General features: G+C 63.4%; 19 protein-coding genes and 1 pseudogene. 11 read left to right on the plus strand and 9 right to left on the minus strand.

Annotated elements, in window-relative coordinates:
- Positions 1-212: 212 nt before the first annotated feature.
- The 6 genes from AC0L2H_RS12775 (at position 213) to AC0L2H_RS12800 (ending at position 6505) form a co-directional block, all read left to right on the plus strand.
- The gene (locus tag AC0L2H_RS12775) at positions 213-947 is read left to right on the plus strand and encodes a FadR/GntR family transcriptional regulator (protein ID WP_473590556.1); all 735 of its coding nucleotides are present in this window, start codon (positions 213-215) and stop codon (positions 945-947) included.
- Positions 944-2146: a PLP-dependent transferase gene (locus tag AC0L2H_RS12780; RefSeq protein ID WP_473590557.1), complete on the plus strand. Its 1203-nt coding sequence runs from the start codon at positions 944-946 to the stop codon at positions 2144-2146. Before AC0L2H_RS12775 ends, AC0L2H_RS12780 begins: the two co-directional genes overlap by 4 nt.
- A 30-nt stretch (positions 2147-2176) precedes the next feature.
- Positions 2177-3454 (plus strand): ABC transporter substrate-binding protein, encoded by a 1278-nt coding sequence (locus AC0L2H_RS12785; protein ID WP_473590558.1) that lies wholly within the window; start codon positions 2177-2179, stop codon positions 3452-3454.
- Between the two features lie 208 nt (positions 3455-3662).
- Complete coding sequence (locus AC0L2H_RS12790; protein WP_473590559.1) at positions 3663-4586, plus strand: carbohydrate ABC transporter permease; 924 nt, start codon at positions 3663-3665, stop codon at positions 4584-4586.
- Positions 4586-5434 carry a carbohydrate ABC transporter permease gene (locus AC0L2H_RS12795; RefSeq protein WP_473590560.1) on the plus strand — a complete coding sequence of 283 codons (849 nt, stop codon included), beginning with the start codon at positions 4586-4588 and terminating at the stop codon, positions 5432-5434. The genes AC0L2H_RS12790 and AC0L2H_RS12795 overlap by 1 nt, the downstream gene beginning before the upstream one ends.
- Positions 5435-5437: 3 nt before the next feature.
- The gene (locus AC0L2H_RS12800) at positions 5438-6505 is read left to right on the plus strand and encodes an ABC transporter ATP-binding protein (RefSeq protein ID WP_473590561.1); all 1068 of its coding nucleotides are present in this window, start codon (positions 5438-5440) and stop codon (positions 6503-6505) included.
- A gap of 79 nt (positions 6506-6584) precedes the next feature.
- Here AC0L2H_RS12800 and rpmG read toward each other — a convergent pair whose 3' ends face one another.
- The 8 genes and pseudogenes from rpmG to AC0L2H_RS12840 form a co-directional block, all read right to left on the minus strand.
- On the minus strand, positions 6585-6752 hold the full coding sequence (rpmG, locus tag AC0L2H_RS12805; protein WP_006201775.1) for a 50S ribosomal protein L33: 168 nt from the start codon (positions 6750-6752) through the stop codon (positions 6585-6587).
- A gap of 154 nt (positions 6753-6906) precedes the next feature.
- A pseudogene (locus AC0L2H_RS12810) lies at positions 6907-7366 on the minus strand (YqfO family protein).
- Positions 7367-7485: 119 nt separating this feature from the next.
- A complete protein-coding gene (locus AC0L2H_RS12815; RefSeq protein WP_473590562.1) occupies positions 7486-8661 on the minus strand; it encodes an MFS transporter in 1176 nt (391 codons plus the stop codon).
- Between the two features lie 19 nt (positions 8662-8680).
- Entirely contained in the window at positions 8681-9421 is a 741-nt protein-coding gene (locus tag AC0L2H_RS12820) for an NUDIX hydrolase (RefSeq protein ID WP_473590563.1), read from the minus strand.
- A 73-nt stretch (positions 9422-9494) separates the two neighbouring features.
- The gene (locus AC0L2H_RS12825) at positions 9495-9947 is read right to left on the minus strand and encodes a DUF983 domain-containing protein (RefSeq protein WP_473590564.1); all 453 of its coding nucleotides are present in this window, start codon (positions 9945-9947) and stop codon (positions 9495-9497) included.
- Entirely contained in the window at positions 9947-12259 is a 2313-nt protein-coding gene (gene rnr, locus AC0L2H_RS12830; protein ID WP_473590565.1) for a ribonuclease R, read from the minus strand. Before rnr ends, AC0L2H_RS12825 begins: the two co-directional genes overlap by 1 nt.
- A gap of 6 nt (positions 12260-12265) precedes the next feature.
- Positions 12266-14890, minus strand: a complete 2625-nt coding sequence (topA, locus tag AC0L2H_RS12835) for a type I DNA topoisomerase (protein WP_473590566.1) — start codon at positions 14888-14890, stop codon at positions 12266-12268.
- Positions 14891-15258: 368 nt separating this feature from the next.
- Positions 15259-15636, minus strand: a complete 378-nt coding sequence (locus AC0L2H_RS12840; protein ID WP_473590567.1) for a COG4315 family predicted lipoprotein — start codon at positions 15634-15636, stop codon at positions 15259-15261.
- Between the two features lie 227 nt (positions 15637-15863).
- Here AC0L2H_RS12840 and AC0L2H_RS12845 point away from each other — a divergent pair, with 227 nt between their 5' ends.
- The 4 genes from AC0L2H_RS12845 (at position 15864) to AC0L2H_RS12860 (ending at position 21118) form a co-directional block, all read left to right on the plus strand.
- Positions 15864-16610, plus strand: coding sequence for a cytochrome c biogenesis CcdA family protein (locus AC0L2H_RS12845; RefSeq protein WP_473590568.1), 747 nt, complete (start codon positions 15864-15866; stop codon positions 16608-16610).
- Positions 16611-16772: 162 nt separating this feature from the next.
- Entirely contained in the window at positions 16773-18134 is a 1362-nt protein-coding gene (gene glmU, locus AC0L2H_RS12850; RefSeq protein ID WP_473590569.1) for a bifunctional UDP-N-acetylglucosamine diphosphorylase/glucosamine-1-phosphate N-acetyltransferase GlmU, read from the plus strand.
- Between the two features lie 318 nt (positions 18135-18452).
- Positions 18453-20276: a glutamine--fructose-6-phosphate transaminase (isomerizing) gene (gene glmS / locus AC0L2H_RS12855; RefSeq protein ID WP_473590570.1), complete on the plus strand. Its 1824-nt coding sequence runs from the start codon at positions 18453-18455 to the stop codon at positions 20274-20276.
- A gap of 83 nt (positions 20277-20359) precedes the next feature.
- The gene (locus AC0L2H_RS12860; RefSeq protein ID WP_473590571.1) at positions 20360-21118 is read left to right on the plus strand and encodes a DUF502 domain-containing protein; all 759 of its coding nucleotides are present in this window, start codon (positions 20360-20362) and stop codon (positions 21116-21118) included.
- On the opposite strand, the gene recG is transcribed toward AC0L2H_RS12860, so the two are convergent.
- The gene (gene recG, locus AC0L2H_RS12865; protein WP_473590572.1) at positions 21070-23178 is read right to left on the minus strand and encodes an ATP-dependent DNA helicase RecG; all 2109 of its coding nucleotides are present in this window, start codon (positions 23176-23178) and stop codon (positions 21070-21072) included. The genes AC0L2H_RS12860 and recG overlap by 49 nt on opposite strands.
- Positions 23179-23270: 92 nt before the next feature.
- On the opposite strand from recG, the gene AC0L2H_RS12870 reads away from it, so the two are divergent.
- Positions 23271-23558 (plus strand): FAD assembly factor SdhE, encoded by a 288-nt coding sequence (locus tag AC0L2H_RS12870; protein WP_473590722.1) that lies wholly within the window; start codon positions 23271-23273, stop codon positions 23556-23558.
- Positions 23559-23570: the final 12 nt, after the last annotated feature.

Here is a 23570-nt window from a genome sequence, read left to right on the forward strand (position 1 = left end):
ACATCAGGATTCTGTGCCAAACCCCGGAACACCATGGGTTTTTTGTCGTGAGCATGGCAAAAGCCAGCTTTGAGAATAAGCCGCTCTGGCGTGAATCCCGGCGTTGCTCCGGATTTGACGTAGGCCTCGGCGTCGTCTGACGCCGATTGACATGGCTGTCCTTCCATGCAGAAATTGGTTGGACCATTGGACCACTTCGGGCAATCCTTGACGTGACCGAGTTCAGCCTTCCGCCGATACAGACGACTGCTCGCGACGATGCCGTGCTGAAGGCGCTCGCCGGCTTCGTCATGCAGGAAGCGCTGTGTCCAGGTCAGAGACTGCCGACCGAACGGATTCTCGCCGAGCGCCTCAAGGTCAGCCGCAACACCGTGCGCGAGGCGCTGACGCGCTGGGAGGGGCTCGGTCTCGTCGAGCGGCGGCAGGGGAGCGGCACCTATCTCAAAGCGGCTGTTTCACCCGACATGTTGCACATGCCGCTGACACTCGCCGGCGGCAATGATTTCACCGGCCTGATGCGCACGCTCGAAATCCGCCGCGCACTGGAGGCCGAGGCCGCAGCCCTTTGCGCCATCCGCGCCGGCAAGGCCGAGATCGCCGAGATCGAACGCAAGCTCGACATCATGGAAGAGGCTTTTCATAGCCGCGCCGGCATGTCGGCGGAGGAAGACTGGGAATTCCACCAGGCCGTCTACCGCGCCTCCGGCAACCCGCTGTTCGAGCAGATCATCGCCGCCATGCACGAACTCTTCCACCGCTTCTGGGAGCACCCGCTCGGCGTACGTAACTTCGGCCATGCCAGCTTTCCCTACCATCGCACCATCTACGAACGCATTGCCGCGCACGACCCGGACGGCGCCCGGGCCGAGGCGCTGAAGCTGATCGCCACCGTCGAGGACGATCTGAAGCGCGGCGCGGCCAATCTCAAACTTTCGGACCTGAAATGAACGAGCACCCCACCAGTTTCGACCCGGGTATAGTCGACCGGGACTACCTCGCCGAGGCGGCAACGCTTCTGGCGCATGACGAACCATTCCCCGGCGGCGCGGTAGTGCCGCCGATCTACCAGACCTCGCTGTTCACTTTCGCCAACTATGCCGAGATGGCCGACACGTTCGCCGGCCGAAGGAAGCAGCCGATCTATTCGCGCGGCGACAATCCGACGGTCATGGAATTCGAGGCGCGCGTCGCGGCCCTTGAAGGCGCCGAAGCCGCGCGCGGTTTTTCCAGCGGCATGGCGGCGATCAGCGCCACCGTGCTCGCCTTCGTCGGCGCCGGCGAGCGCATCGTTGCCGTGCGCAACTGCTATGGCGACGCCTATCGGCTGTTCGAACGGCTGTTCCCGCGCCTCAACATCAAGGTCGACTATGTCGACGGTTCCGATCCGGATGCTGTCGCGGCGGCTCTTCCCGGCGCCAGGCTGCTCTATCTGGAAAGCCCGACCTCGATGATGTTCGAGCTGCAGGATATCGCGCATCTGGCGCGGCTGGCCAGGGAGCAGGGCATCGTCACCACCATCGACAATTCCTGGGCGACACCCGTGTTCCAGAAGCCGATCCTGCACGGCGTCGACCTCGTCCTGCATTCGGCCTCGAAATATCTTGGCGGCCACAGCGACACCGTCGCCGGCGTGGTGGCGGGTTCCGCGGCGCATATCGGCCGCATCAACGAACAGACCTATTCTTCGCTCGGCGGCAAGCTTTCGCCTTTCGAGGCGTGGCTCTTGCTGCGCGGTCTGCGCACGCTGCCGCTCAGGCTGCCGCATCACATGAAGAGCGGACTGACGCTGGCCGAGCGGCTGAAGGCGCATGGGCAGGTCGAGCGCGTCAACCACCCTGCCTATTCCAACCACCCGGGCAAGGCGACGCTTGCCGGTTATGCCGGGCTGTTCTCCTTCGAGGTGACGGAGGATGTCGATATCCCGGCTTTTGTCGATGCGCTGAAGTTCTTCCGCATCGGTGTCAGCTGGGGCGGTCATGAGAGCCTGGTCGTGCCGGCCAAAGCCTCGCTCGAGCAGACACCGGGCCTGAATTCGATGGCGCGCTTCGGCGTCAGCCCCCGAACCATCCGCTTCAACGTCGGATTGGAAAGCGTCGAGGACCTCTGGGCCGACATCGTCCAGGCCTTCGACAGAGCAAAAAAATAAACGGAGCCGTTCAAAATGGGAGTACCGAACATGAAAAGACTGACATTCATGCTTGCCGCCGTCACCGGACTGGCGATTTCCGCAAGCGGCGCCCTGGCCGACACCACCCTCAAGATGGTCGAGGTCATCACCAGCCCGCCGCGCACCGAATTCTTGAAGAAGCAGATCGCCGAGTTCGAGGCGGCCAATCCGGGCGTCAAGGTCGAGCTGGTCTCGCTGCCCTGGGGGCAGGCGTTCGAGAAGTTCCTGACCATGGTGCAGGCCGGTGACACGCCGGACATCGTCGAGATGCCGGAACGCTGGATGGGCCTTTACGCCACCAATGCGCAGCTCGAGGATCTCGGGCCGTACATGGCCAAGTGGGACGACGCCAAGACGCTGGGCGACCGCGCCAAGCAGTTCGGCTCCACCGTCAACAACACCCAGTTCATGATCCCTTACGGCTATTATGTGAACGCGCTGTTCTGGAACAAGAAATTGTTCAAGGAGGCCGGCCTCGACGGTCCTCCGGCGACGCTCGATGAATTCGTCGAGGATTCCAAGAAGATTTCGGCGCTTCCGGGCAAATATGGCTATTGCCTGCGCGGTGGCCCCGGCGCCTTCAATGGCATGCACATGTTCATGAACATCGCCGCCGGCAAGGGCGGCTACTTCAACGAAGACGGCACCTCGACCATCAATGACGAGGGCTCGGTCAAGGGCCTGCAGATGCTGGCCGACATGTACAAGAACGGCCTGGCGCCGAAGGATGCAGTGAGCTGGGGCTTCAACGAAACCGTCACCGGCTTCTATTCCGGCACTTGCGCCATGCTGAACCAGGATCCGGACGCGCTGCTCGGCATCGCCGACAAGATGAGCGCCGACGATTTCGCCGTGGCGCCATTGCCGGTCGGGCCGAGCGGCAAGTCCTATCCGACGCTGGGTTATGCCGGCTGGGCGATGTTCGCCAATTCCCAGCACAAGGACGATGCCTGGAAGCTGATGGCGACGCTTTTGTCGCCGAAGAACAATCTGGAATGGGCCAAGGAAGTCGGTGTCGTCCCGATCCACAACGGCGCCGACCAGGATGCCCATTTCAAGACCGAGCAGTTCAAGGGCTGGTTCACGGAGCTGAGCGACGGCTCCAAATATGAAATGGTCACGCCGCCGACGCATCTGGAGAACCTCGGCAATTTCGTCGACCAGGTGGCGATCAAGAACTTCCAGGAAGTGCTGCTCGGCCAGAAGACGGCCAAGGAGGTCGCCGATCAATGGGCCGCGTTCCTGACCAAGGAACAGCAGGACTGGATGGCCAAGAATAAGAAGTAGGTCGCCTTTTTCCTTCTCCCGTTCACGGGGAGAAGGTGGTCCGAAGGACCCGATGAGGGGCGGCGCCATACTTTGGCAAGTTCGCGCCGCCCCTCATCTGGCCGTCCTCCGCTGCAGCTGCGGAGGGTGGACCGCCATCTTCTCCCCGTGAATGGGGAGAAGGACGCTGTCGCCGACGCCGGCGCCCACCCTCCACCGCGAGCACCGCATGACTTACGCCGTGTCCGAAATACGATCCGCCGGCAGGCCGCGAAAGAAGCGGCTATCCCATGCCGCGATCGAACCCTGGCTTTATCTCAGCCCGGCGATCGTGCTTCTGGTCGTGGTGCTGCTGGTGCCGCTGATAATCGGCATCAGCTATTCCTTCCGCAAATTCTCCGCCTTCAAGTCGGAATATGTCGGCCTCGGCCAGTACGAGACTATGCTCTCCGACCAGGTGCTGGGTCAGGCGCTGGTCAATACGTTGTGGTGGACGGTCGCCAGCCTGTTCTTCCAGTTCTTCCTCGGCCTTGGCCTGGCACTGCTTCTCGACAAGCCGTTCATCGGCCGCAAGATCGTGCAGGCAGTGGTGTTCCTGCCCTGGGCGGTGCCGTCGTTCCTGTCAGGCCTCACCTGGGCCTGGCTGTTCAACCCGATCATCGGACCGCTGCCGCACTGGCTCTATGCACTGGGCCTCAAGGCCGAGCCGACCAATATCCTGTCCGATCCGGCCACCGCCATGTGGGGGCCGATCGTCGCCAACATCTGGTTCGGCATTCCATTCTTCGCCATCACGCTGCTGGCGGCGCTGAAGTCGATTCCGTCTGAATTGCATGAGGCGGCGGCCATCGACGGCGCCTCGCCGTGGCAGCGCTTCACCAAGGTGACGCTCCCCTTCCTGGCGCCCACCATCGTCATCACCGTCATGCTGCGCACGATCTGGATCGCCACGTTCGCAGACCTGATCTTCGTCATGACCGAAGGCGGACCGGCCGGCTCGACCAGCACGGTGCCGGTCTACATCTATGTCAGCGCCTTCAAGTCGTTGGACAAGGGGTACGCTTCTGCCGTGGCAGTGCTGCTGCTGGTCCTGCTTATTGCCTATGCGGTGGCGCTGATCGCCATCCGCCGCACGCTGGTGAGGCACGTCTGATGATCGCCGGACGCTCCACTTCCTCGCGCATCGTCGGCGGCATCGGCCTCTATAGCGCCATCGCCGCCTACATGATCTTTGCGCTGTTCCCGATCTTCTGGACGCTGAAAATCTCGGTGACGCCGGAGCGGCTGCTCTATTCTGAGGGAATCACCTTGTGGCCGTCGCGGACGACGTTCCAGAATTTCGCCACCGTGCTCGAAGCCTCGGATTTCCCACGCTATTTCCTGAACAGCGTCATCGTCTCGGTGTCGACGGCAGCCTTTGTCACAATCATTGCCACGCTCGCCGGCTATGCCATGTCGCGCTTCACCTTCCGCGGCAAGGCGACGCTGGCGATCCTGCTTCTGCTCACCCAGACCTTTCCTCTGGTCATGGTCATTCCGCCGATCTACCGCATCATGGGAGATCTCGGCCTGACCAACAGCCTGGTCGGGCTGATCATCATCTACACCGCCTTCAACACCGCTTTCGCCACCTTCCTGATGCAGTCCTTCTTCGACGGCATCCCAAGGGACCTTGAGGAGGCGGCGATGATCGACGGCTGCACGCGCGCGCAGGCGATGCGCAAGGTGATCGTGCCGCTGACGCTACCCGGTATGGGCGCGACGCTGGGCTTCGTCTTCACCGCTGCCTGGAGCGAGCTTTTGTTCGCGCTGATGCTGATCTCCAGCGACGCTCAAAAGACCTTCGCCGTCGGCCTGCTCACCTTCATCGGCAAGTTTGCCGTCGACTGGGGGCAGATGATGGCGGCCTCTATCCTGGCGCTGATCCCGGTCTGCGTCTTCTTTGCCTTCCTGCAACGCTATCTCGTCACCGGTCTTACCGCCGGCGCGGTCAAAGGATAATCGATGGCTTCCGTCACGCTGCAACATGTCGAGAAGGACTATGGTTCGCTGCGCATCCTGCACGGCGTCGACCTCGAGATCGCCGATGGCGAGTTCGTCGTGCTGGTCGGCCCGTCCGGTTGCGGCAAGTCGACCCTTTTGCGGATGATCGCCGGGCTGGAAGATGTCTCCGGCGGCGAGATCCGCATTGGCGAGCGGCTGGTCAACGATGTCGCGCCGAAGGACCGCGACATCGCCATGGTGTTCCAGTCCTACGCGCTCTACCCGCACATGGACGTTTCGTCGAACATGGGCTTCAGCCTGCTCCTGAAGAAGGCTGAGAAGACGACGATCGACACCAGGGTCGGTGCGGCCGCCAAGCGCCTCGGTCTCGACAGCTTCCTGCAACGCCTGCCGCGCCAGCTGTCGGGCGGCCAGCGCCAGCGTGTCGCCATGGGCCGCGCCATCGTGCGTGATCCCAAGGTCTTTCTCTTCGACGAGCCGCTGTCGAACCTCGACGCCAAATTGCGCGTCCATATGCGCGCCGAGATCAAGGCGCTGCACCAGCAGCTCAAGACAACCTCGGTCTATGTCACCCACGACCAGATCGAGGCGATGACCATGGCCGACCGCATCGTCGTCATGCATGACGGCTTCGTGCAGCAGGTCGGCCATCCCTTGGAACTCTACGACCGGCCGTCCAACATCTTCGTCGCCGGCTTCATCGGTTCACCCGGGATGAATTTCCTGCCGGCGACGGTTGCCAAGGGCGGCAAGGCCGACGCGATGCTGGCCGACGGTCAGAAGCTCAGATTGCCGGATGGCCTGCCGTTGCAGGACGGTGACGCAATCACCGTCGGGCTGCGGCCGGAGCATATCCAGCTAGCCGAAGGCGGAGCGCTCGAGGCCGAGGTCGAGGTGGTCGAGCCGCTCGGTCTGTCGACCCAGTTCTATGTCCAGATGGCCGGCCAGCAGGTCTGCGTCTTCGTCATGGGGCGCAGCACTGTCAGGCCGGGCGACAGGGTGCGGCTGTCCGCCGGGCCTGCGGCACTGCACCTCTTCGATCCAGCAAGCGGAAACCGCATCGGATAGGCTGTGGCGCAATTTTCCCGGCCCACAAACGAAAACGCCGCCCATGAGGCGGCGCTTCGGTGTGCGGAAGAAAACCCGATTACTTGATCTTGGTTTCCTTGAACTCGACGTGCTTCTTGGCGACCGGATCGTATTTGCGGAACGACAGCTTGTCCGTCTTGGTGCGGCTGTTCTTGCTGGTCACGTAGAAGAAACCGGTGTCGGCGGTCGACAGAAGCTTGATCTTGATGTTTGCGGCTTTTGCCATGATATCAGTCCATTAATGTTCGTGGGGTTGGCCGCTGAAGCACGGGGAAACGCCCCGGACGCGGGAAACTTGGCGCGACATGTAAAGAACATGCCCGGAAAGTCAAGCCTGTGTCCGGGTCTCAGCCACATCCGAAGCGCATATGTTATGCGGTTCAGGCGTCTTCCCTGATCGAAACCGCTGCTTTCTTCCAGTCTCCTGTCGTGTTCCACCAGCGGTTCGGGTTGGAACGGTCGTCGAGGCCCTTGGACCGGCTGGCGAGCAATGGCTGGATGCGGATCACCCGGTTCCTGATAGGAGTGCGCCTGATAGATCGCCTCGACGACGCGCTCGGCCAGCCGCTGGTCGTCGGGCAGTTCGAACGATACTTCGACGGTGCCCGGCCGCTCCCGCAAGACCGTCTCGGCGCCGGCGGCCGCACCTTCGAGTGGCCGGTAGCGCTCGATGCCGCCCGCCGACTGGAAGGCGTTGCTGTCATAATTGCCCATGCCGAGCGGGGTGATCGCGGTCACCGCTTCCATGAGGCGCTCGACGTCGGCGGCAGGCGCCTGAAAGCTGACAAGCAGCAGCAATTCCATCCGCACCGATTTCGTTTCAAAACCACTGTCGATCATCTGATGTCTCCCTGCTGAGGGTGGTTTGGAGCGTTGATATAGCAGGGGTGCTACTGACACGGTGATGTCAGCAGCCTGTCGCAGGATGCCGCGAAGAAGGGATTGGCGACGGGGTCGCGCTACAGGATCTTCCGGATGAGCCTGAAGGCGACCAGAGCGATATAGGCGGCGAAGAACAGGCCGAGCGACCAGCCGAAGCCGGACGGGCCGAACGCATCCATGCCGATGCCGATCGCTTGCGGACCAAGCACCATGCCGACGCCGTAGCAGAGCACGAAGGCGGCATTGGCTGACGCCAGTTCGTGGCCGGAAAGCTGCGAGCCGAGATGGGCAAGGCCGATTGTGTACATGGCCGCGACCACGCCGCCCCAGACGAACAGAAGTGCGGCCATCAGATGCCAGTTCTGAGCGAAGAACGGCATGAAGATGGTGCCGGCGAGCCCGACGGTGGCGCAGCAGAGCAGCAGATAGCGCCGGTCGCTGACGCGGTCGCTGATCATGCCGATGGGAATCTGCAGCAACACATTGCCGAGACCGATCATGGTCAGGAGAAGCGCGGCATCGGCTTCGGAATAGCCGATGCGGCTGCCGTAGATCGGGAACAGCGCAAAGCCGCCGGTTTCGACGGCGCCGAACACCAGCACGGCCGCAGTCGCCGTCGGCACCAGCCAGATGTAGCGCAGGAAATTGCTGGTTTCGCCGTCGGAGACGATCGTCGGGCTCTCGTTGCGTGCGGCGAGTACCGGTATGGCGGCCAGCGTCACCAGGCCGATGATGACGCCGAAGGGCCTGAAACCGGAGCTGCCGAGATGGGCGAACAGCCATGGTCCGGCGGCAAAGCCGAGCGACAGGACGGTGGCGTAAATGCCGAGCACAAGACCACGCCGGTGCGGCGGCGCCGATGTGCTGATCCAGAATTCCGAGAGGATGAACAGCACCGTCAAGGCGATATGCAGCACGATGCGCAACGGAAACCACATCCAGAAATCCGGCGCGAAATGAAAGCCGATGAAAGCCAGCGCACCGGCGGCAATCATGGCAATCATGGTCCAGGCGACGCCGAACCGCATGGCAAGCGGGGTGGCAAGCGGCGCGCCGGCGATCGAGGCCAGGCCGGCGACCGCGGTGTTGAGGCCGATCATCGACGCCGAATGGCCACGCGATTCCAGGATCACGCTGAGCAGCGGCATGCCGAGGCCGATGGCGATGCCGACGACGCTGATCGACGAGATCGCCGCGACCATCGGCAACCAGTGTACGCGTTCCTCGCCCTTTTGCTGGGTATCGACCGTCATGGGATGTGGATGCTCTATGCTACAGAATTTCGCGGACAAAGCGATTGCGGACAGACCGGTAGAACGGCACGGAACCGCCAGGAAGCAGGAGCGGGTCATCGGCGAGCCGACGCTCCAGTTCCTCCAGCACCGTCCGCGTGATGTCTGGAACATCGGCCTCCCTGGCTTTGGCAAGCGGCAGCCAGACCAGTTCCTCCAGCTCGTTGGTCGGGCCGCCATCAGGCAGCTCCACGGCGACATCGCTGCGCCAGGCGCTGAAAAAGCGCGTGTCGAAGCGGCGCACCCGGTTCGGCGGCGTGATGGCGCGTGCAATGAAGCGCAGTGCGTCCAGCGACGGTCTAACGCCGTGCTCGACAAAGCCCTGCCAGTCGCGCCTCGTCGTCACCAAGGCGCCTTTCTGGCCGATAAGCAGGCCAGCCTCCTCATAGGTCTCGCGGATCGCCGAAAGCGCGATGGCGCGGGCGCGAGCCGAGCTCGTGCGGCCGAGGCCGGCAATGAGGCCAGCTTCGTCCTTGGGGTGAAGGGCGGTGGCGACGGGAATATGGCTGTCGGCCGGATCGGTACGGCCACCAGGAAAGACGAACTTCCCCGGCATGAAGGCGTGACGGGCGTGACGCCGGCCCATCAGCACCACGAGATCGTCGCCTTTGCGGTCGAGCAGGATCAGCGTCGCGGCATCACGCGGACGAATTGGCCTTGTGCCAAGTACAGCCGCACTCCGCTCAACCTTGTCGATGTGCGCCTTGGTCATACCATCCATGCGCACGACCTAGCGGAATCTACTGCCATGCGAAAGTGGCGTTCAGCCATCGCCGATTGCGCCAGTCTTTGTTTCAAGCCTCGGGATGAGATTCGATCCTGTCCTCTTCGCCACCGAAGCCGTGCATATAGAGCGCCCATTGCAGGCCGATGACAGCGCCCTTGACCGGCTGCAGCAGCGCGACCGCCAGAAGAATGGTCAGCGGCACCCAGATGGCGATATGTTGCCAGGTGGAGAGGGTAGAGGTCGCCTCGACACCCATGAAGGCGCCGAGCACGATGTGGCCAACGATGACGATCACCAGATAGGCGGGCAGGTCGTCAGCGCGGTGGTGATGCAGCTCTTCGCCACAGACGTCGCATTTGTCGACGGTCTTGGTGAAGGCGCGAAACAGCTTGCCCTCGCCGCAATGCGGGCAGCGGCCGAGCAGGCCCCGCTTCATCGCCGTCCACAGCGGCCGGGCGGCCCGGCCCGAGTGATGTTCGCCGCCGAAAACCTGCGGTTCCATTCCCAGTTCATTTGCCATTATCGTCTCCTGCCGCGCGGACCTGGACGCGATTGCGACGCCCGGGCGCGGCCCTTGGCCTTGTGAAACGACCTTTTGGAGCCGGGCAGCGGCTTTGGGTCGGTCAGCATCTCGAAACGCATCGCGCCTGCCATGGGCGCCACCTCGATCAGGCGAACCTCGACGCGGTCGGCAAGCTGATAGCCCTTGCCGGTACGTTCTCCGAAAAGCGATCGGGCAGTTTCATCGTATATATAGTAATCGCCGTCCAGACTTGACACCGGGATGAAACCATCCGCGCCAAACTGCGGCAATTGGACAAATAGTCCCGATTTGGTGACGCCTGAGATGCGCGCGTCGAAACGGTCGCCGACGCGCTCGGCGAGGTAGGCGGCGATCAGCCGGTCGACCGTGTCGCGCTCGGCAGCCATGGCGCGGCGCTCGGTACCGGAAATCAGCACCGAAACCTCTTCCAGCCGTTCTGCCTCATTCTGCGTCAGCCCGCCCTGACCGAAGCCGAGCGCGGCAACCAGCCCGCGATGCACGATCAGGTCGGCATAGCGGCGGATCGGCGAGGTGAAATGCGCATAGCGTTTCAGGTTGAGGCCGAAATGGCCGATATTCTTGGGCGAGTATTCGGCCTGGCTTTGCGAGCGCAGCACCACTTCGTTGACCAGCCCTTCATTGTCGGCGCCGCTGACGCGCTCCAGAATGCCGTTGAACTGGGCTGGCCGCATCTGCGCGCCGCGCGCCAGCGACAGACCGAGAGTCTGCAGGAACTCGCGCAGCGATTCCTGTTTGGCGAGCGAGGGCGCGTCGTGGATGCGGTAGACCAGCGCCTGCCGCTTCGCCTCCAGCGTTTCGGCGGCCGCGACATTGGCCTGGATCATGAATTCTTCGATCAGCCTGTGGGCGTCGAGCCGCTCCGGCACGACGACGCGGTCGACAGTGCCGTCCTCCTTCAGCAGGATCTTGCGCTCCGGCAGGTCAAGTTCCAGCGGTTGGCGTGTATCGCGGCCACGCTTGAGAATGGCGTAGGCATCCCATAGCGGCTTCAGCACGGTGTCGAGGATCGGGCCGGTCTTGTCGTCCGGCGCGCCGTCGATCGCGGCCTGCGCCTGCGGATAGGCGAGCTTGGCCACCGATTTCATCATGACGCGGTGGAAGGAATGCCTGAGCTTGTGGCCATCGGCGGAAAAAGTCATGCGCACGGCCAGTGCCGGGCGGTCCTGGCCTTCGCGCAGCGAACACAGATCGTTAGAGATGCGCTCGGGCAGCATCGGCACGACTCGATCCGGGAAATAGACCGAATTGCCGCGCCTGAGCGCCTCGCGGTCGAGCGCCGTGCCATAGCGGATATAGGCGGCGACATCGGCAATCGCCACGGTGGCGACCACGCCGCCGGGGTTCTTCTCGTCGGGGTCCGATATGGCGAACACCGCGTCGTCATGGTCCTTGGCGTCGGCCGGATCGATGGTGACCAGCGGCAGGTCGCGCCAGTCTTCGCGCCCGGCGAGCGTTGCCGGCTTCACCGCTTCGGCCTCGGCGATGACATCGGCCGGAAAGATGTGCGGAATGTCGTGCGCATGGATGGCGATCATCGAGACCGCCTTCTCACTGGTCAGCGAACCCAGCACCGTCAGCACCTTGGCGCGGGGCAGGCCATAGCGGGAGGCTCGCGCCGGCTCGACTTCGACCAGGTCGCCATTCTTGGCGCCGTTCTGGAATTCCTTGTCGACGACCAGTTCGGGCTGGCGCCGTTCCACCGGCTCGATGCGGAAAGTACCGTCCTTCAGCACGCGAAAGACGCCGAGAACGGCCTCGGTGCGCTTTTCGAAGATCTTCATCACCCGCCCGGTATAGGCAGGGCCACCCGGTACGGCACTCGCATCGTCGCTCGGGAAGGTCTTGGCCAATATACGGTCGCCGATGCCTGGGGCCGGACCGCCGCGCGACAAGCGGATGGCAACGACGGGAGGCTCGCCGCTACCCACGGCTTCGGTCGGACGCGCCAACAGCGCGCCGTCGCCGTCGCGGCCAAAGATGTCGAGTACGGCGACATGGGGCAGGGCGCCGACGCGGGCGAGCCGCTTGCGCTCCCTGGTCAGCAGGCCCTCGTCCTGCAGGTCGCGAAGCATGTCCTTCAGCCAGATGCGGTCCTCGCCGCGCAGCGCAAAGGCCTTGGCGATGTCGCGTTTACCTGAACGATCCGGATTTTCGGCGATGTAGCGCAGGATCTCATCGCGCGACGGCCGGTAGTCGTCCTTGACCTTGGCCCGTGTGTCGGCGGTGCGCGGGTCGCCGTGGCTTCGTCCAGAGATCCCGCGCGCCACGCCGTCCTATCCTTTTTTCCTGGCGGCCGGTTTCTTGGCGGCCGTCTTCTTGGCCGCTGCTGGCTTGCCAGCCGATGCGGCCGCGCGGCGGAATGGCTTCTTGCCGCCGCCCTTGGCTTCCTTCTCGGCAATCAGCGCCAGCGCATCCTCGATGGTCACCGACTGCGGATCCTTGCCCTTCGGCAACGTGGCATTGACCTTGCCGAAGTTCACGTAGGGCCCGTATTTGCCGTCGCGCACAACGATCTTGCCGCCGCCGTCAGGATGGTCGCCAAGGTCTTTCAAGGCGGCGGGAGTGCCACCGTTACGGCCGCCCGGGCCTTTCAACTGCTTCTCGGCGATCACCGACACAGCGCGGTTCAGACCGATCGAGAACACCTCCTCGATGCCTTCGAGATTGGCATAGGTGCCGTCATGCAGCACGAAGGGGCCGTAGCGCCCCAGACCAGCGGAGATCATCTTGCCGGATTCCGGATGCTTGCCGACGTCGCGCGGCAGCGCTAGCAGGGCAAGCGCCTTTTCGTGATCGATCGAATCGACCGTCCAACCCTTGGGTAGGCTGGAGCGCTTGGCTTCCTTGCCGTCGCCGCGCTGGATATAAGGGCCGAAACGGCCGCTGCGCAGCGTGATTTCCTCGGCCGTATACGGATCCTTGCCGAGCACCTTGGTGCCGTCCTCGCCATTGCCATTCTCGCCATTGGGATTGGCGGCATCGCCAAGCTGACGGGTAAACGAGCATTCGGGATAGTTCGAGCAGCCAACGAACGCGCCGAACTTGCCGAGCTTCAGTGAGAGGTTGCCGGTGCCGCATTTCGGGCAGATGCGGGGGTTGGAGCCATCCTCCCGCGCGGGAAACACCAGCGGCGCCAGTTCCTCGTTCAAGGCATCGAGGACGTCGGTGACGCGCAGCTCCTTGATGTCGGCGACAGCGCCGGAAAAATCCTTCCAGAAATCGCGCAGCACGTCCTTCCAGGCGAGCTTGCCGTCGGAAATCTCGTCGAGCTTTTCCTCGAGCGACGCTGTGAAGTCATACTCGACATAGCGCTCGAAGAAGCTTTCGAGGAAGGCCGACAGCAGCCGGCCCTTGGCCTGCGGCACCAGCCTGCGCTTGTCAATGGTGACGTAGTCGCGATCCTCGAGCGTCTTCAGGATCGCCGTATAGGTCGAGGGACGGCCGATGCCGAGCTCTTCCAGCTTCTTGATCAGCGACGCCTCGGAATAGCGCGGCGGCGGCTCGGTCGTGTGCTGGGTAGCGTTGATCGCCTCGCGGTCGAGTTGTTCGCCGGCGCGGATCTCGGGCAGGCGGCGGTTTTCCTCGTCTTCGGAATCCTCGTCCTTCTGCTCGGTATAGGCGGCAATGAAGCCGTCGAAGCGAACGACGGAGCCGACGGCACGGAGTTCGGCGGTGCGGGCGCCGTTGACCGCCTCGATTTCGACCGTGGTGCGCTCGATCTCGGCCGGTTGCATCTGGCTGGCGATGGCGCGTTTCCAGATCATCTCGTAGAGCCGCGCCTGGTCGGCATCGAGATATTGCCGGACCGAAGCCGGCGTGCGCATGAAATCGGTCGGGCGGATGGCTTCGTGCGCTTCCTGGGCGTTCTTGGCCTTGGTCGTGTAAAGACGCGGCTTTTCGGGCAGGTATTTGGGGCCGAATTCCTTGGCGATCGCATCGCGTGCGGCGTCAATCGCCTCCGGCGCCATCTGCACGCCGTCGGTTCGCATATAGGTGATCAGGCCTGCAGTCTCGCCGCCGATGTCCATGCCTTCATAGAGCCGTTGTGCCACCTGCATTGTGCGGGTGGCCGAAAAGCCGAGGCGCGAGGAGGCGGCCTGCTGCAGCGTCGAGGTGGTGAAGGGCGGGCCCGGATTGCGCTTGGTCGGCTTGGCTTCGACCGATAGCGCCTTGAAAACAGCGCCCTCGAGCATCGCCTTGATGTCGTCGGCCTGCGCCTTGCTCGAAATGTCGAGCTTTTGCAGTTTCTTGCGCTCGAAGGCGGTCAGCCGCGCCTCAAAGCTTTCCTTGCGCGGCGTGCCGAGAATGGCTGATATCTGCCAGTATTCCTCGCGGATGAAGCGCTCGATCTCCGATTCGCGATCGCTGACCAGACGCAGCGCCACGGACTGGACGCGCCCGGCCGAGCGGGCGCCCGGCAGCTTGCGCCACAGAACGGGCGACAGGGTGAAGCCGACGAGATAGTCGAGCGCGCGGCGGGCCAGATAGGCATCGACCAGCGGCGCGTCGATCTGGCGCGGATTGGCCATCGCCTCCAGCACCGACGATTTGGTGATGGCGTTGAAGACGACACGGCTGACCGTCTTGTCCTTGAGCGCGCGTTTTTGCTTCAGCACCTCCAGAACATGCCAGGAGATGGCCTCGCCCTCGCGGTCCGGGTCGGTGGCCAGAATCAGGCCGTCGGCGTCCTTGACCGCCTTGGCGATGTCGGCCAGGCGCTTGCCCGAGGCGGTGTCGACGGCCCAGGACATGGCGAAGTCCTCATCCGGGCGCACCGAGCCATCCTTGGCCGGAAGATCGCGGACATGGCCGAACGAGGCCAGAACCTTGTAGTTCTTGCCGAGGTACTTGTTGATTGTCTTCGCCTTGGCCGGCGATTCGACGACGACGACGTCCATGAGGTCTCATATCAGTTGTGATGCGGCAGAAGAATTCCGCTGCGCGCGACGAAATCTCGCATAATTTGTCGCTCACATGGCCGCGCTTTTGCATCCGGTCAAGGGCAAGCGCTCAAAATGCGGGGATGCCCGCGGTAATACACTCTTAGAGTGTATGATGGAAATCACAGAATTCCGGCTGGTGGCGATGGCGCCGCCCCGGTCGCCGAAACGGCCCGGAATTTCCAGCGAGTCGAGGGAGAACCGGCCGGAATGCCGCGCCGGGGAACGGGCGACACGGTCCACAAACAGAAGCCGGCCGCCGGCTGCATGGTGATGCCCGGCGACCGGCATGTCCCGCCGGCGGGCGGGAAGCCGCATTGAGGCCTCTAGTCGGCCTTGACGACGTGCCAGACGCCGCCGACGCCGTCGCCGGCCACATCGCCGGCCTTTTCGTCCTTGATGAACGTATAGACCGGCTTGCCGTCATAGGCCCACATCTTGCTGCCGTCGGTGCGCTCGACGACTGTCCATTCGCCCTCGGCCTTGGCGTCGGCTTCCGCCTTGAGCGGTGGCCAATTGGTGGCGCATTTGTCGTAGCAGTTCGACTTGCCCTTCTCGTCCTTGTCGTAGGTGTAAAGCGTCATGCCGTTGGCGTCGGTATAGATCTTGGCGCCGCCGACGTCGGCTTCCTTCCAGGCTTCGGCGGCATGGGACGCGGCGGTGGCGAGCAAAAGCACCGCCAGCCCGACTGCGATCGTTCTCATGGGAATCTCCTCGGGTGGTTCACAGAAGCGCGTGGGGAATCGCGCGCCTCTCGCCAGTCAACGCAACATGCCGGTGCATTCTTCCCGCAATTCTGTTGGCCAGGTCTTCAGGGCACGGCGACGACTTGCCACGCGATGGTGACTGGCGGACCGACGCGGTCGCGGCTATATGGCAGCGCAAACACAAGCGGCGGAAATACAGGCGGCGCAAACACAGGGAGACTGAAGTGGCACTGGACATCGGCTATGTCAGCGCGATCGGCGCGGGAGCGATCTCGTTCCTGTCGCCTTGCGTATTGCCGCTGGTGCCGCCCTATCTCTGCTATATGGCCGGCGTCTCGGTCGACGATTTCCGTGGCGAGACCGGCCTCACGGCGCGCGAAGGCACGCGAGGCGCGCTGCTTTTCTCCTCGATCGCCTTCGTGCTCGGCTTTTCCACCGTCTTCGTCTCGCTTGGCGCGGGCGCCTCGACCATCGGCTATTGGCTGCGTGTCTGGCAGGAACCGCTGGCGATGGCCGCCGGCGTGCTCATCATCCTGATGGGATTGAATTTCCTCGGCATATTGCGCATCCCGCTTTTGTCGCGCGAGGCGCGCTTCCAGTCACAGGGAAAACCGGCCAGCATGATCGCCGCCTATGTCATGGGACTGGCCTTCGCCTTCGGCTGGACGCCTTGTATCGGCCCGGTGCTGGGGCCGATCCTGACGCTGGCCGGCGGCCGCGAGACGGTGGGCGAGGGCGCGGCTCTGCTCGCCGCCTATTCGCTCGGCCTCGGCATCCCGTTCCTGATCGCAGCGCTGTTTTCCGGCGCCTTCATGCGCTTCCTCGGCAAGTTCCGCGTCCATCTCGGCCGCGTCGAAAAGGCCATCGGCGCGCTGCTGGTCGTCGCGGGCGTGTTTTTCCTCACCGGCGGCGTCCAGGCTGCATCTTATTGGCTGCTGGAGAATTTCCCGGTGCTGGGGCAGTTGGGCTAGGTCGCCCAGCAGGTCCTTGCCAGCGCGTTGGATTGGCCTTTAGACCTACTGATTAAAAGTCAGTTGCTCTACCGTCTCACCGGAATTTAACCGCATTGGCGCAGCATGGCGCCAATGCTAGATAGTCCCAATTCCTGATCCCTTTCATACGGTTGTCCTTCCATGAGCCAGAGATCCTGCCTGTCCGTCATCCTTGCCGCCGGTGAAGGGACGCGTATGAAGAGTGCGTTGCCGAAGGTCTTGCATAAAATCGCTGGCCTGCCGATGGTTGCCCATGTCGTGAAGGCGGCCGAGGCTGCCGGGGCGGGCGATCAGGCGCTGGTGATCGGCCACGGGGCGGAGGAAATGCGCAAGGCGGCGCAGAAATTCGCGCCGAAGGCGGAGAGCTTCGTGCAGGAGAAACGTCTCGGTACCGCGCATGCCGTGCTGGCCGCTCGCGATGCGATATCAAGGGGTTACGACGATATTCTCGTGATGTTCGGTGACACGTCGCTGATCGATCCGGAGGCGCTGATCGCCGCGCGGCTAAACCTGGCCAAGGGTGCTGCCGTGGTCGTGGTCGGCTTCCGTACGTCAAATCCATCAGGCTATGGCCGCTTGATCGAAAAGGCCGGCAAGCTCGCAGCCATCCGCGAGGAAAAGGACTGTACGGACGAAGAGAAGAAAATCACCTTCTGCAATAGCGGGTTGATGGCGATCGCCGGCAAGCACGCGCTGAAGCTGCTCGACCAAGTCGGCCATAAGAACGCCAAGGGCGAGTATTATCTTACCGACGTTGTCGAGATCGCCATCGGGCAAGGCCTCGATGTCAGTGCCACGGAAGCCAGCTTCGAAAACGCACTCGGCATCAACAACCGTGCTGAACTCGCCAGGGCCGAAGGCATCTGGCAGACGCGCCGGCGGCGCGAGGCGATGCTGTCGGGCGTCACATTGATCGCTCCGGAAACCGTGTTCTTCTCGCATGACACCGAAATCGGCGCCGATACGATCGTCGAACCCAATGTCTGGTTCGGGCCGGGAGTGAAGATCGCCGAGGGCGCGAAGATCCATGCCTTCAGCCATATCGAAGGTGCCACCATCGCCTCGAATTGCGATGTCGGTCCGTTCGCCCGGCTGCGGCCCGGCGCCGACCTGAAGCAAAAGGCCAAGGTCGGCAATTTCTGCGAGGTCAAACAGGCTGTTATCGAGGAGGGCGCCAAGGTCAATCACCTGACCTATATCGGCGATGCCCGCATCGGCGCCGGGGCCAATATCGGCGCCGGCACCATCACCTGCAATTATGACGGCTATTCGAAGTTCTTCACCGATATCGGCGAAGGGGCCTTCATCGGTTCGAACTCCTCGCTGGTGGCGCCGGTCACCGTCGGCAAGGGCGGCTACATCGCCTCGGGCAGCGTCATCACCGAAAGCGTGCCCGAAGACGCGCTGGCCTTCGGCCGCGCCCGCCAGAGGACGCTGGCCGGCAAGGGCAAGGAGCTCCGCGAGCGATTTGCCTCGGCCGCGGCCGCCCGGAAAAAAGCCTAGCCCAGGAAGGCTAGCCCAGGGATAGTCGTGACAACTCGGCTTCGACGGCAACGGCATTGTTGAAGGCGCAGCCATGCCATTTGTTCGTCCATGACCGCGTCATGTCTTTGACGGATTTCAGGAACCACCGAGGCAGATAGGATAGGCCCGAAGAAACCGAGCGATCGCGGTAACCGGATTGCAAGAGCGCCGTGTCATGGTGCATCTGTGCAAGAACCGTTGCGGCTGATACGCGACGAAACGCAATGTGACTTTCGCGGCAGCCCGGCCGTCCCTAAATAGCGCCGGGTTTCCGCGGCCAATGGGGGGCAAACGGCAATGTGCGGTATCGTTGGAATTGTAGGTCACTCGCCGGTGGCGCCGCTCATCGTCGACGCGTTGAAACGGCTGGAATATCGCGGCTACGATTCGGCCGGTGTCGCCACCGTCGAGCATGGCCAGCTCGGACGCCGCCGCGCCGAAGGCAAGCTGATCAATCTCGAGCGCCGGCTGAAGGACGAACCGCTCGCCGGCACGATCGGCATCGGCCACACGCGCTGGGCAACGCATGGCGTGCCGAACGAAACCAATGCGCATCCGCATTTTTCCGACGGCGTCGCCATCGTCCACAACGGCATTATCGAGAATTTCGCCGAATTGCGCGATGAACTGATGCGCGACGGCTATACGTTCTCGTCGCAGACCGACACCGAGGTCGTCGCCCATCTGGTGGCGCGCGAGTTGGCCAAGGGCCTGAAGCCGGTCGAGGCCGCGCACCAGGCGCTGAAGCGGCTGGAAGGTGCCTTTGCGCTGGCCATCATGTTCAAAGGCGATGAGGACCTGATTGTCGGCGCGCGCAACGGTCCGCCACTGGCCGTCGGCCATGGCGATGGCGAGATGTTTCTGGGCTCCGACGCCATCGCCCTTGCCCCGTTCACCAATACGATCACCTATCTGGAGGACGGCGACTGGGCGGTGGTGCGCCGCAACGAGATCGCCATCTTCGACATGGAGGGCAACAAGGTCGACCGCAAGCGCCAGCAGTCGCTCAGCACGTCCTTCATGGTCGACAAGGGCAACCGGCGTCATTTCATGGAAAAGGAAATCCATGAGCAGCCCGAAGTGATCTCGCACACGCTGGCGCATTATGTGGATTTCGTCGGCGGTGTCTCGAAGCCGCTCGACCTGCCTTTTGACTTTGCCAAGATCGACCGGCTGGCGATTTCGGCCTGCGGCACCGCCTATCTGGCCGGCCTGATCAGCAAATACTGGTTCGAACGCTATGCGCGGTTGCCGGTCGACATCGATGTCGCCTCGGAATTCCGCTACCGCGAAATGCCGCTGTCGAAGAACGACGCCGCCTTCTTCATCTCGCAATCGGGCGAGACCGCCGACACGCTGGCCTCGCTGCGCTATTGCCGCAAGGCCGGCATGAAGATCGGCGCGGTCGTCAATGTGCGCGAATCGACGATGGCGCGCGAATCCGATGTCATCCTGCCGACACTGGCCGGGCCGGAGATCGGCGTCGCCTCGACCAAGGCCTTCACCTGCCAGCTGTCGGTGCTGGCCTCGCTTGCCGTGCGGGCTGGTGCCGCGCGTGGAACGATTTCACGGGAGCAGGAAAAGAAGCTGGTGCGTGAGCTGTCCGAGGCGCCGCGCTATGCCAACCAGGTGCTCAAGCTCGACGCGCAGATCGAGCAGATCGCGCGCGAACTGTCACGCTACACCGATGTGCTCTATCTCGGCCGCGACACCAATTTTCCGCTGGCCATGGAAGGCGCGCTGAAGCTCAAGGAGATTTCCTATATTCACGCCGAGGGCTATGCCGCGGGCGAGCTGAAGCACGGGCCGATCGCGCTGATCGACGAGAACATGCCGGTGATCGTCATCGCCCCGCATGACCGCATCTTCGAAAAGACCGTGTCGAACATGCAGGAAGTGGCGGCGCGCGGCGGCAAGATCATCCTGATCACCGACAGCAAGGGCGCGGCACAATCCAGCGTCAAGACGATGGAGACGATCATCCTGCCCGACGTGCCGGAAATCATCTCGCCGATCATCTATGCGCTGCCGATCCAGATGCTCGCCTATTTCACCGCCGTGTTCATGGGCACCGACGTCGACCAGCCGCGCAATCTGGCAAAATCGGTGACGGTGGAATAGGGCGTCGTTTAAAAACTTCGCAATTCCAAAGCGCCTTCCGGTTCATTAATGTCGCGCTGCAAATCTGCGCCGCGGTGTGAATCATGTCCGATGCTCCCAGAACTTCAGGCATGACCCGGCTGCGGAATTATTTCCTGACCGGCTTCATCGTCTGCGCGCCGCTGGCGATCACCGCCTACATCGCCTGGTCCTTCATCGGCTGGGTCGATTCCTGGGTAAAGCCCTATATTCCCGCGCGCTACAGCCCGGACACCTACCTGCCGTTCCCGGTTCCGGGTTTCGGGCTGATCGTCGCTCTGATCCTGATCACGCTGATCGGTTTCATGACCGCCAACATCGTTGGCCGCGCCATCGTCAATTTCGGCGAGCGCCTGCTTGGCCGCATGCCGTTGGTGCGCGGCATCTACGGTTCGCTGAAGCAGATCTTCCAGACCGTGCTGTCGAACAAGGGCGACATGTTCCGGCAGGTCGGGCTGGTCGAATATCCGCGCAAGGGCGTCTGGTCGCTGGTTTTCGTCGCCAGCGAGAAGGAAACAGAGATCAACCAGAAGCTCGACCAGGAAGGCGATCCGCTGGTCGCCGTGTTCATGCCGTGCACGCCGAACCCGACCACCGGCTTCCTGATGTATGTGCTTAAATCCGACATCGTGCTGCTCGACATGACGATCGAGGACGGCGCCAGGCTGATCGTCTCGGCCGGCTTGGTGGCGCCGGAGGTGAAGGCCAAGGTGGTGACGTTGAACGGCGAGCGGATTGACGGTCCGCTTGCCAATCCATCGGTTGGCACCACGCCTCAGCCGGCGCGCAGCAGCCGCACCGCCTCGTCGCGGCCGAACAAGTAAAGCAGCAGCCGAAGCGCGGTACCGCGTTCGGACTGTAGTTCCGGATCGCGCGACAAGATCAGGCGCGCGTCGTCGCGGGCGGCCTCCAGCAGGTCGGCATGCGCCTCGATGCGTGCCACCTGGAAGCCCGGCGTGCCGGACTGGCGGGTGCCCAGCAACTCGCCTTCGCCGCGCAGTTTCAGATCTTCCTCGGCGATGCGGAAGCCGTCCTCGGTCTCGCGCATCACCGACAGCCGGCGTTTGGCCGTCTCGCCGAGCGGGTCCTTGTAGAGCAGTACGCAGGACGACGGTTTGTCGCCGCGCCCGACCCGTCCGCGCAATTGATGCAGCTGGGCAAGGCCGAAGCGTTCGGCGTGCTCGATGACCATGATCGTCGCATCCGGCACGTCGACACCGACCTCGATAACCGTGGTGGCGATCAGGATGCGCGTCTCCCCCTGCTTGAAGGCGCGCATCGCTTCGTCCTTGTCAGCGCCCTTCATGCGGCCATGCACGAGGCCGATCCGGTCGCCGAACAACGGCTTCAGCGCGGCAAAGCGATCCTCGGCCGACATCAGCTTGATGTCTTCGGATTCCTCGACCAACGGACAGATCCAGTAGATCTTCTGCCCGTCGGCGACGGCGTCGAGCATACGGCCGATGAGTTCGTCGAGCCGCTCCAGCGGCAGGGTGACGGTGCGGATCGGCTGGCGGCCGGACGGTTTTTCGGTCAGTTTCGATACGTCCATGTCGCCGAAAGCGGTCAGTACCAGCGTGCGCGGGATCGGCGTCGCCGTCATCACCAGCATATCGGGTGCGTCGCCCTTGGCGGTGATGGCAAGGCGTTGATGGACGCCGAAGCGGTGCTGTTCGTCGACGACGGCGAAGACGAGATCGTGAAAGGTCACGGTTTCCTGGAACAGCGCATGGGTGCCGACGACGATGTCGATCTCGCCGCTGGCGAGGTCGGCCAGCGTGTCGGCGCGTTCGCGGCCCTTTTCACGGCCGGTGAGGATGGCGACGCGCAATCCTGCGCGTTCAGCCAGGGGTGTGATGGTCGCAAGATGCTGGCGCGCCAGGATTTCTGTCGGCGCCATCAAGGCCGCCTGGCCGCCGGCCTCGACGGCGCGTGCCATCGCAAGCAGTGCCACCACCGTCTTGCCAGAGCCGACATCGCCCTGCAAAAGTCGCAGCATGCGTTCGGGATCGGCAAGATCGGCGTTGATCTCGGCGAGCGCGAATTCCTGGCTGGCAGTCAGCGAATAGGGCAGGGCCGCGCGCAGCTTGTCGACGATGCGGCCGTCGCCGATCAGCGGCCTGCCGGACAGGCGGCGGACTTTAGCCCGCACCAGCGCCAGCGATACCTGGCCGGCCAGCAACTCGTCATAGGCAAGCCGCCGCCACGCCGGCCCCTCGATGGCGACATCGATCGGGTCCGCCGGATAGTGAACGCGGGCGAGTGCGTCACCGAAGGCTGGGAAAGTCTGGCGGCGCATGAACGCCTCATCCTGCCATTCCGGCAGTTCCGGCAGGCGGCCGAGCGCCTGGCCGATCGCCCGGCGCAGCACTTTTCCCGAGAGCCCAGCGGTCAGCGGATAGACCGGCTCGACCAGCGGCAGGTTTTCGGCGTCGTTGGCCAGCGCGATATGGTCGGGATGGACCATGGTCGGGCGGCCGTTGAACCATTCCATGCGGCCGGAGACCACGACATGCTCGCCCTCGGGCATCGCTTTTTCGAGGTAGGTGGCGTGCGCATGGAAGAAGGTCAGCGCGATCTCGCCGGTATCGTCATGGGCGTAGACCCGGTACGGCACCGATCTGTTGCCGCGCGGCGGCGGCTGGTGGCGGTCGATGCGCACATCGAGGGTGACGATGGCGCCCGCCGGCGCCAGCGCTATGCCCGGCCGGTTGCGGCGGTCGATGACGGTATTGGGCAGCACGAACAGGAGGTCGCCGGCGCGCGCGGCACGGTCGCCAAGATCGGCGGCCACCACTTTCTCGATCAACGCGCCCACCTTCGGCCCGACGCCGGCAAGCGAAGTGATCGGGACGAACAGCGGATCAAGGATGGAAGGACGCATGATGTCAGCTTATGTCGCGACAGCCGCAGCGCAAGGCTGACACCGTCCTCTATCCACGCTATATGCGCCGCGACAGGCAAGGATGCGGCACCATGACGGGAACGAGACGATCAAGCGTGGGGCTCGATGCCCGCCGCCGCAAGCTTTTGTTCCGCTCCTGGCATCGCGGCATGCGCGAAATGGATCTCATTCTCGGTGGCTTCGCCGATGCCGAGATCGGCGCCTTGACCGGCGACGAAATCGACCAATATGAGAGGCTCCTCGACATTCCCGACACCGAATTCCTGCCCATGGTCACCGGCGAACGCCCGGTTCCACCCGACATCGACTGTGCCGTCCTGCAAAAGATCCTGGCGTCCCGCCGGGCAATGAATTTCTGAAAACGTTGAATC

It is taken from the genome of Mesorhizobium sp. WSM4871 (assembly GCF_055811295.1).

Bases quoted from the DNA above. Each gene is read 5' to 3' on its own strand.
- AC0L2H_RS12780 (WP_473590557.1), top strand. From the start codon at position 944: ATGAACGAGCACCCCACCAGTTTCGACCCGGGTATAGTCGACCGGGAC.
- AC0L2H_RS12785 (WP_473590558.1), top strand. From the start codon at position 2,177: ATGAAAAGACTGACATTCATGCTTGCCGCCGTCACCGGACTGGCGATT.
- AC0L2H_RS12790 (WP_473590559.1), top strand. From the start codon at position 3,663: ATGACTTACGCCGTGTCCGAAATACGATCCGCCGGCAGGCCGCGAAAG.
- AC0L2H_RS12795 (WP_473590560.1), top strand. From the start codon at position 4,586: ATGATCGCCGGACGCTCCACTTCCTCGCGCATCGTCGGCGGCATCGGC.
- AC0L2H_RS12800 (WP_473590561.1), top strand. From the start codon at position 5,438: ATGGCTTCCGTCACGCTGCAACATGTCGAGAAGGACTATGGTTCGCTG.
- rpmG (WP_006201775.1), bottom strand. From the start codon at position 6,752: ATGGCAAAAGCCGCAAACATCAAGATCAAGCTTCTGTCGACCGCCGAC.
- AC0L2H_RS12815 (WP_473590562.1), bottom strand. From the start codon at position 8,661: ATGACGGTCGATACCCAGCAAAAGGGCGAGGAACGCGTACACTGGTTG.
- AC0L2H_RS12820 (WP_473590563.1), bottom strand. From the start codon at position 9,421: ATGGATGGTATGACCAAGGCGCACATCGACAAGGTTGAGCGGAGTGCG.
- AC0L2H_RS12825 (WP_473590564.1), bottom strand. From the start codon at position 9,947: ATGGCAAATGAACTGGGAATGGAACCGCAGGTTTTCGGCGGCGAACAT.
- topA (WP_473590566.1), bottom strand. From the start codon at position 14,890: ATGGACGTCGTCGTCGTCGAATCGCCGGCCAAGGCGAAGACAATCAAC.
- AC0L2H_RS12840 (WP_473590567.1), bottom strand. From the start codon at position 15,636: ATGAGAACGATCGCAGTCGGGCTGGCGGTGCTTTTGCTCGCCACCGCC.
- glmU (WP_473590569.1), top strand. From the start codon at position 16,773: ATGAGCCAGAGATCCTGCCTGTCCGTCATCCTTGCCGCCGGTGAAGGG.
- glmS (WP_473590570.1), top strand. From the start codon at position 18,453: ATGTGCGGTATCGTTGGAATTGTAGGTCACTCGCCGGTGGCGCCGCTC.
- AC0L2H_RS12860 (WP_473590571.1), top strand. From the start codon at position 20,360: ATGTCCGATGCTCCCAGAACTTCAGGCATGACCCGGCTGCGGAATTAT.
- recG (WP_473590572.1), bottom strand. From the start codon at position 23,178: ATGCGTCCTTCCATCCTTGATCCGCTGTTCGTCCCGATCACTTCGCTT.
- AC0L2H_RS12870 (WP_473590722.1), top strand. From the start codon at position 23,271: ATGACGGGAACGAGACGATCAAGCGTGGGGCTCGATGCCCGCCGCCGC.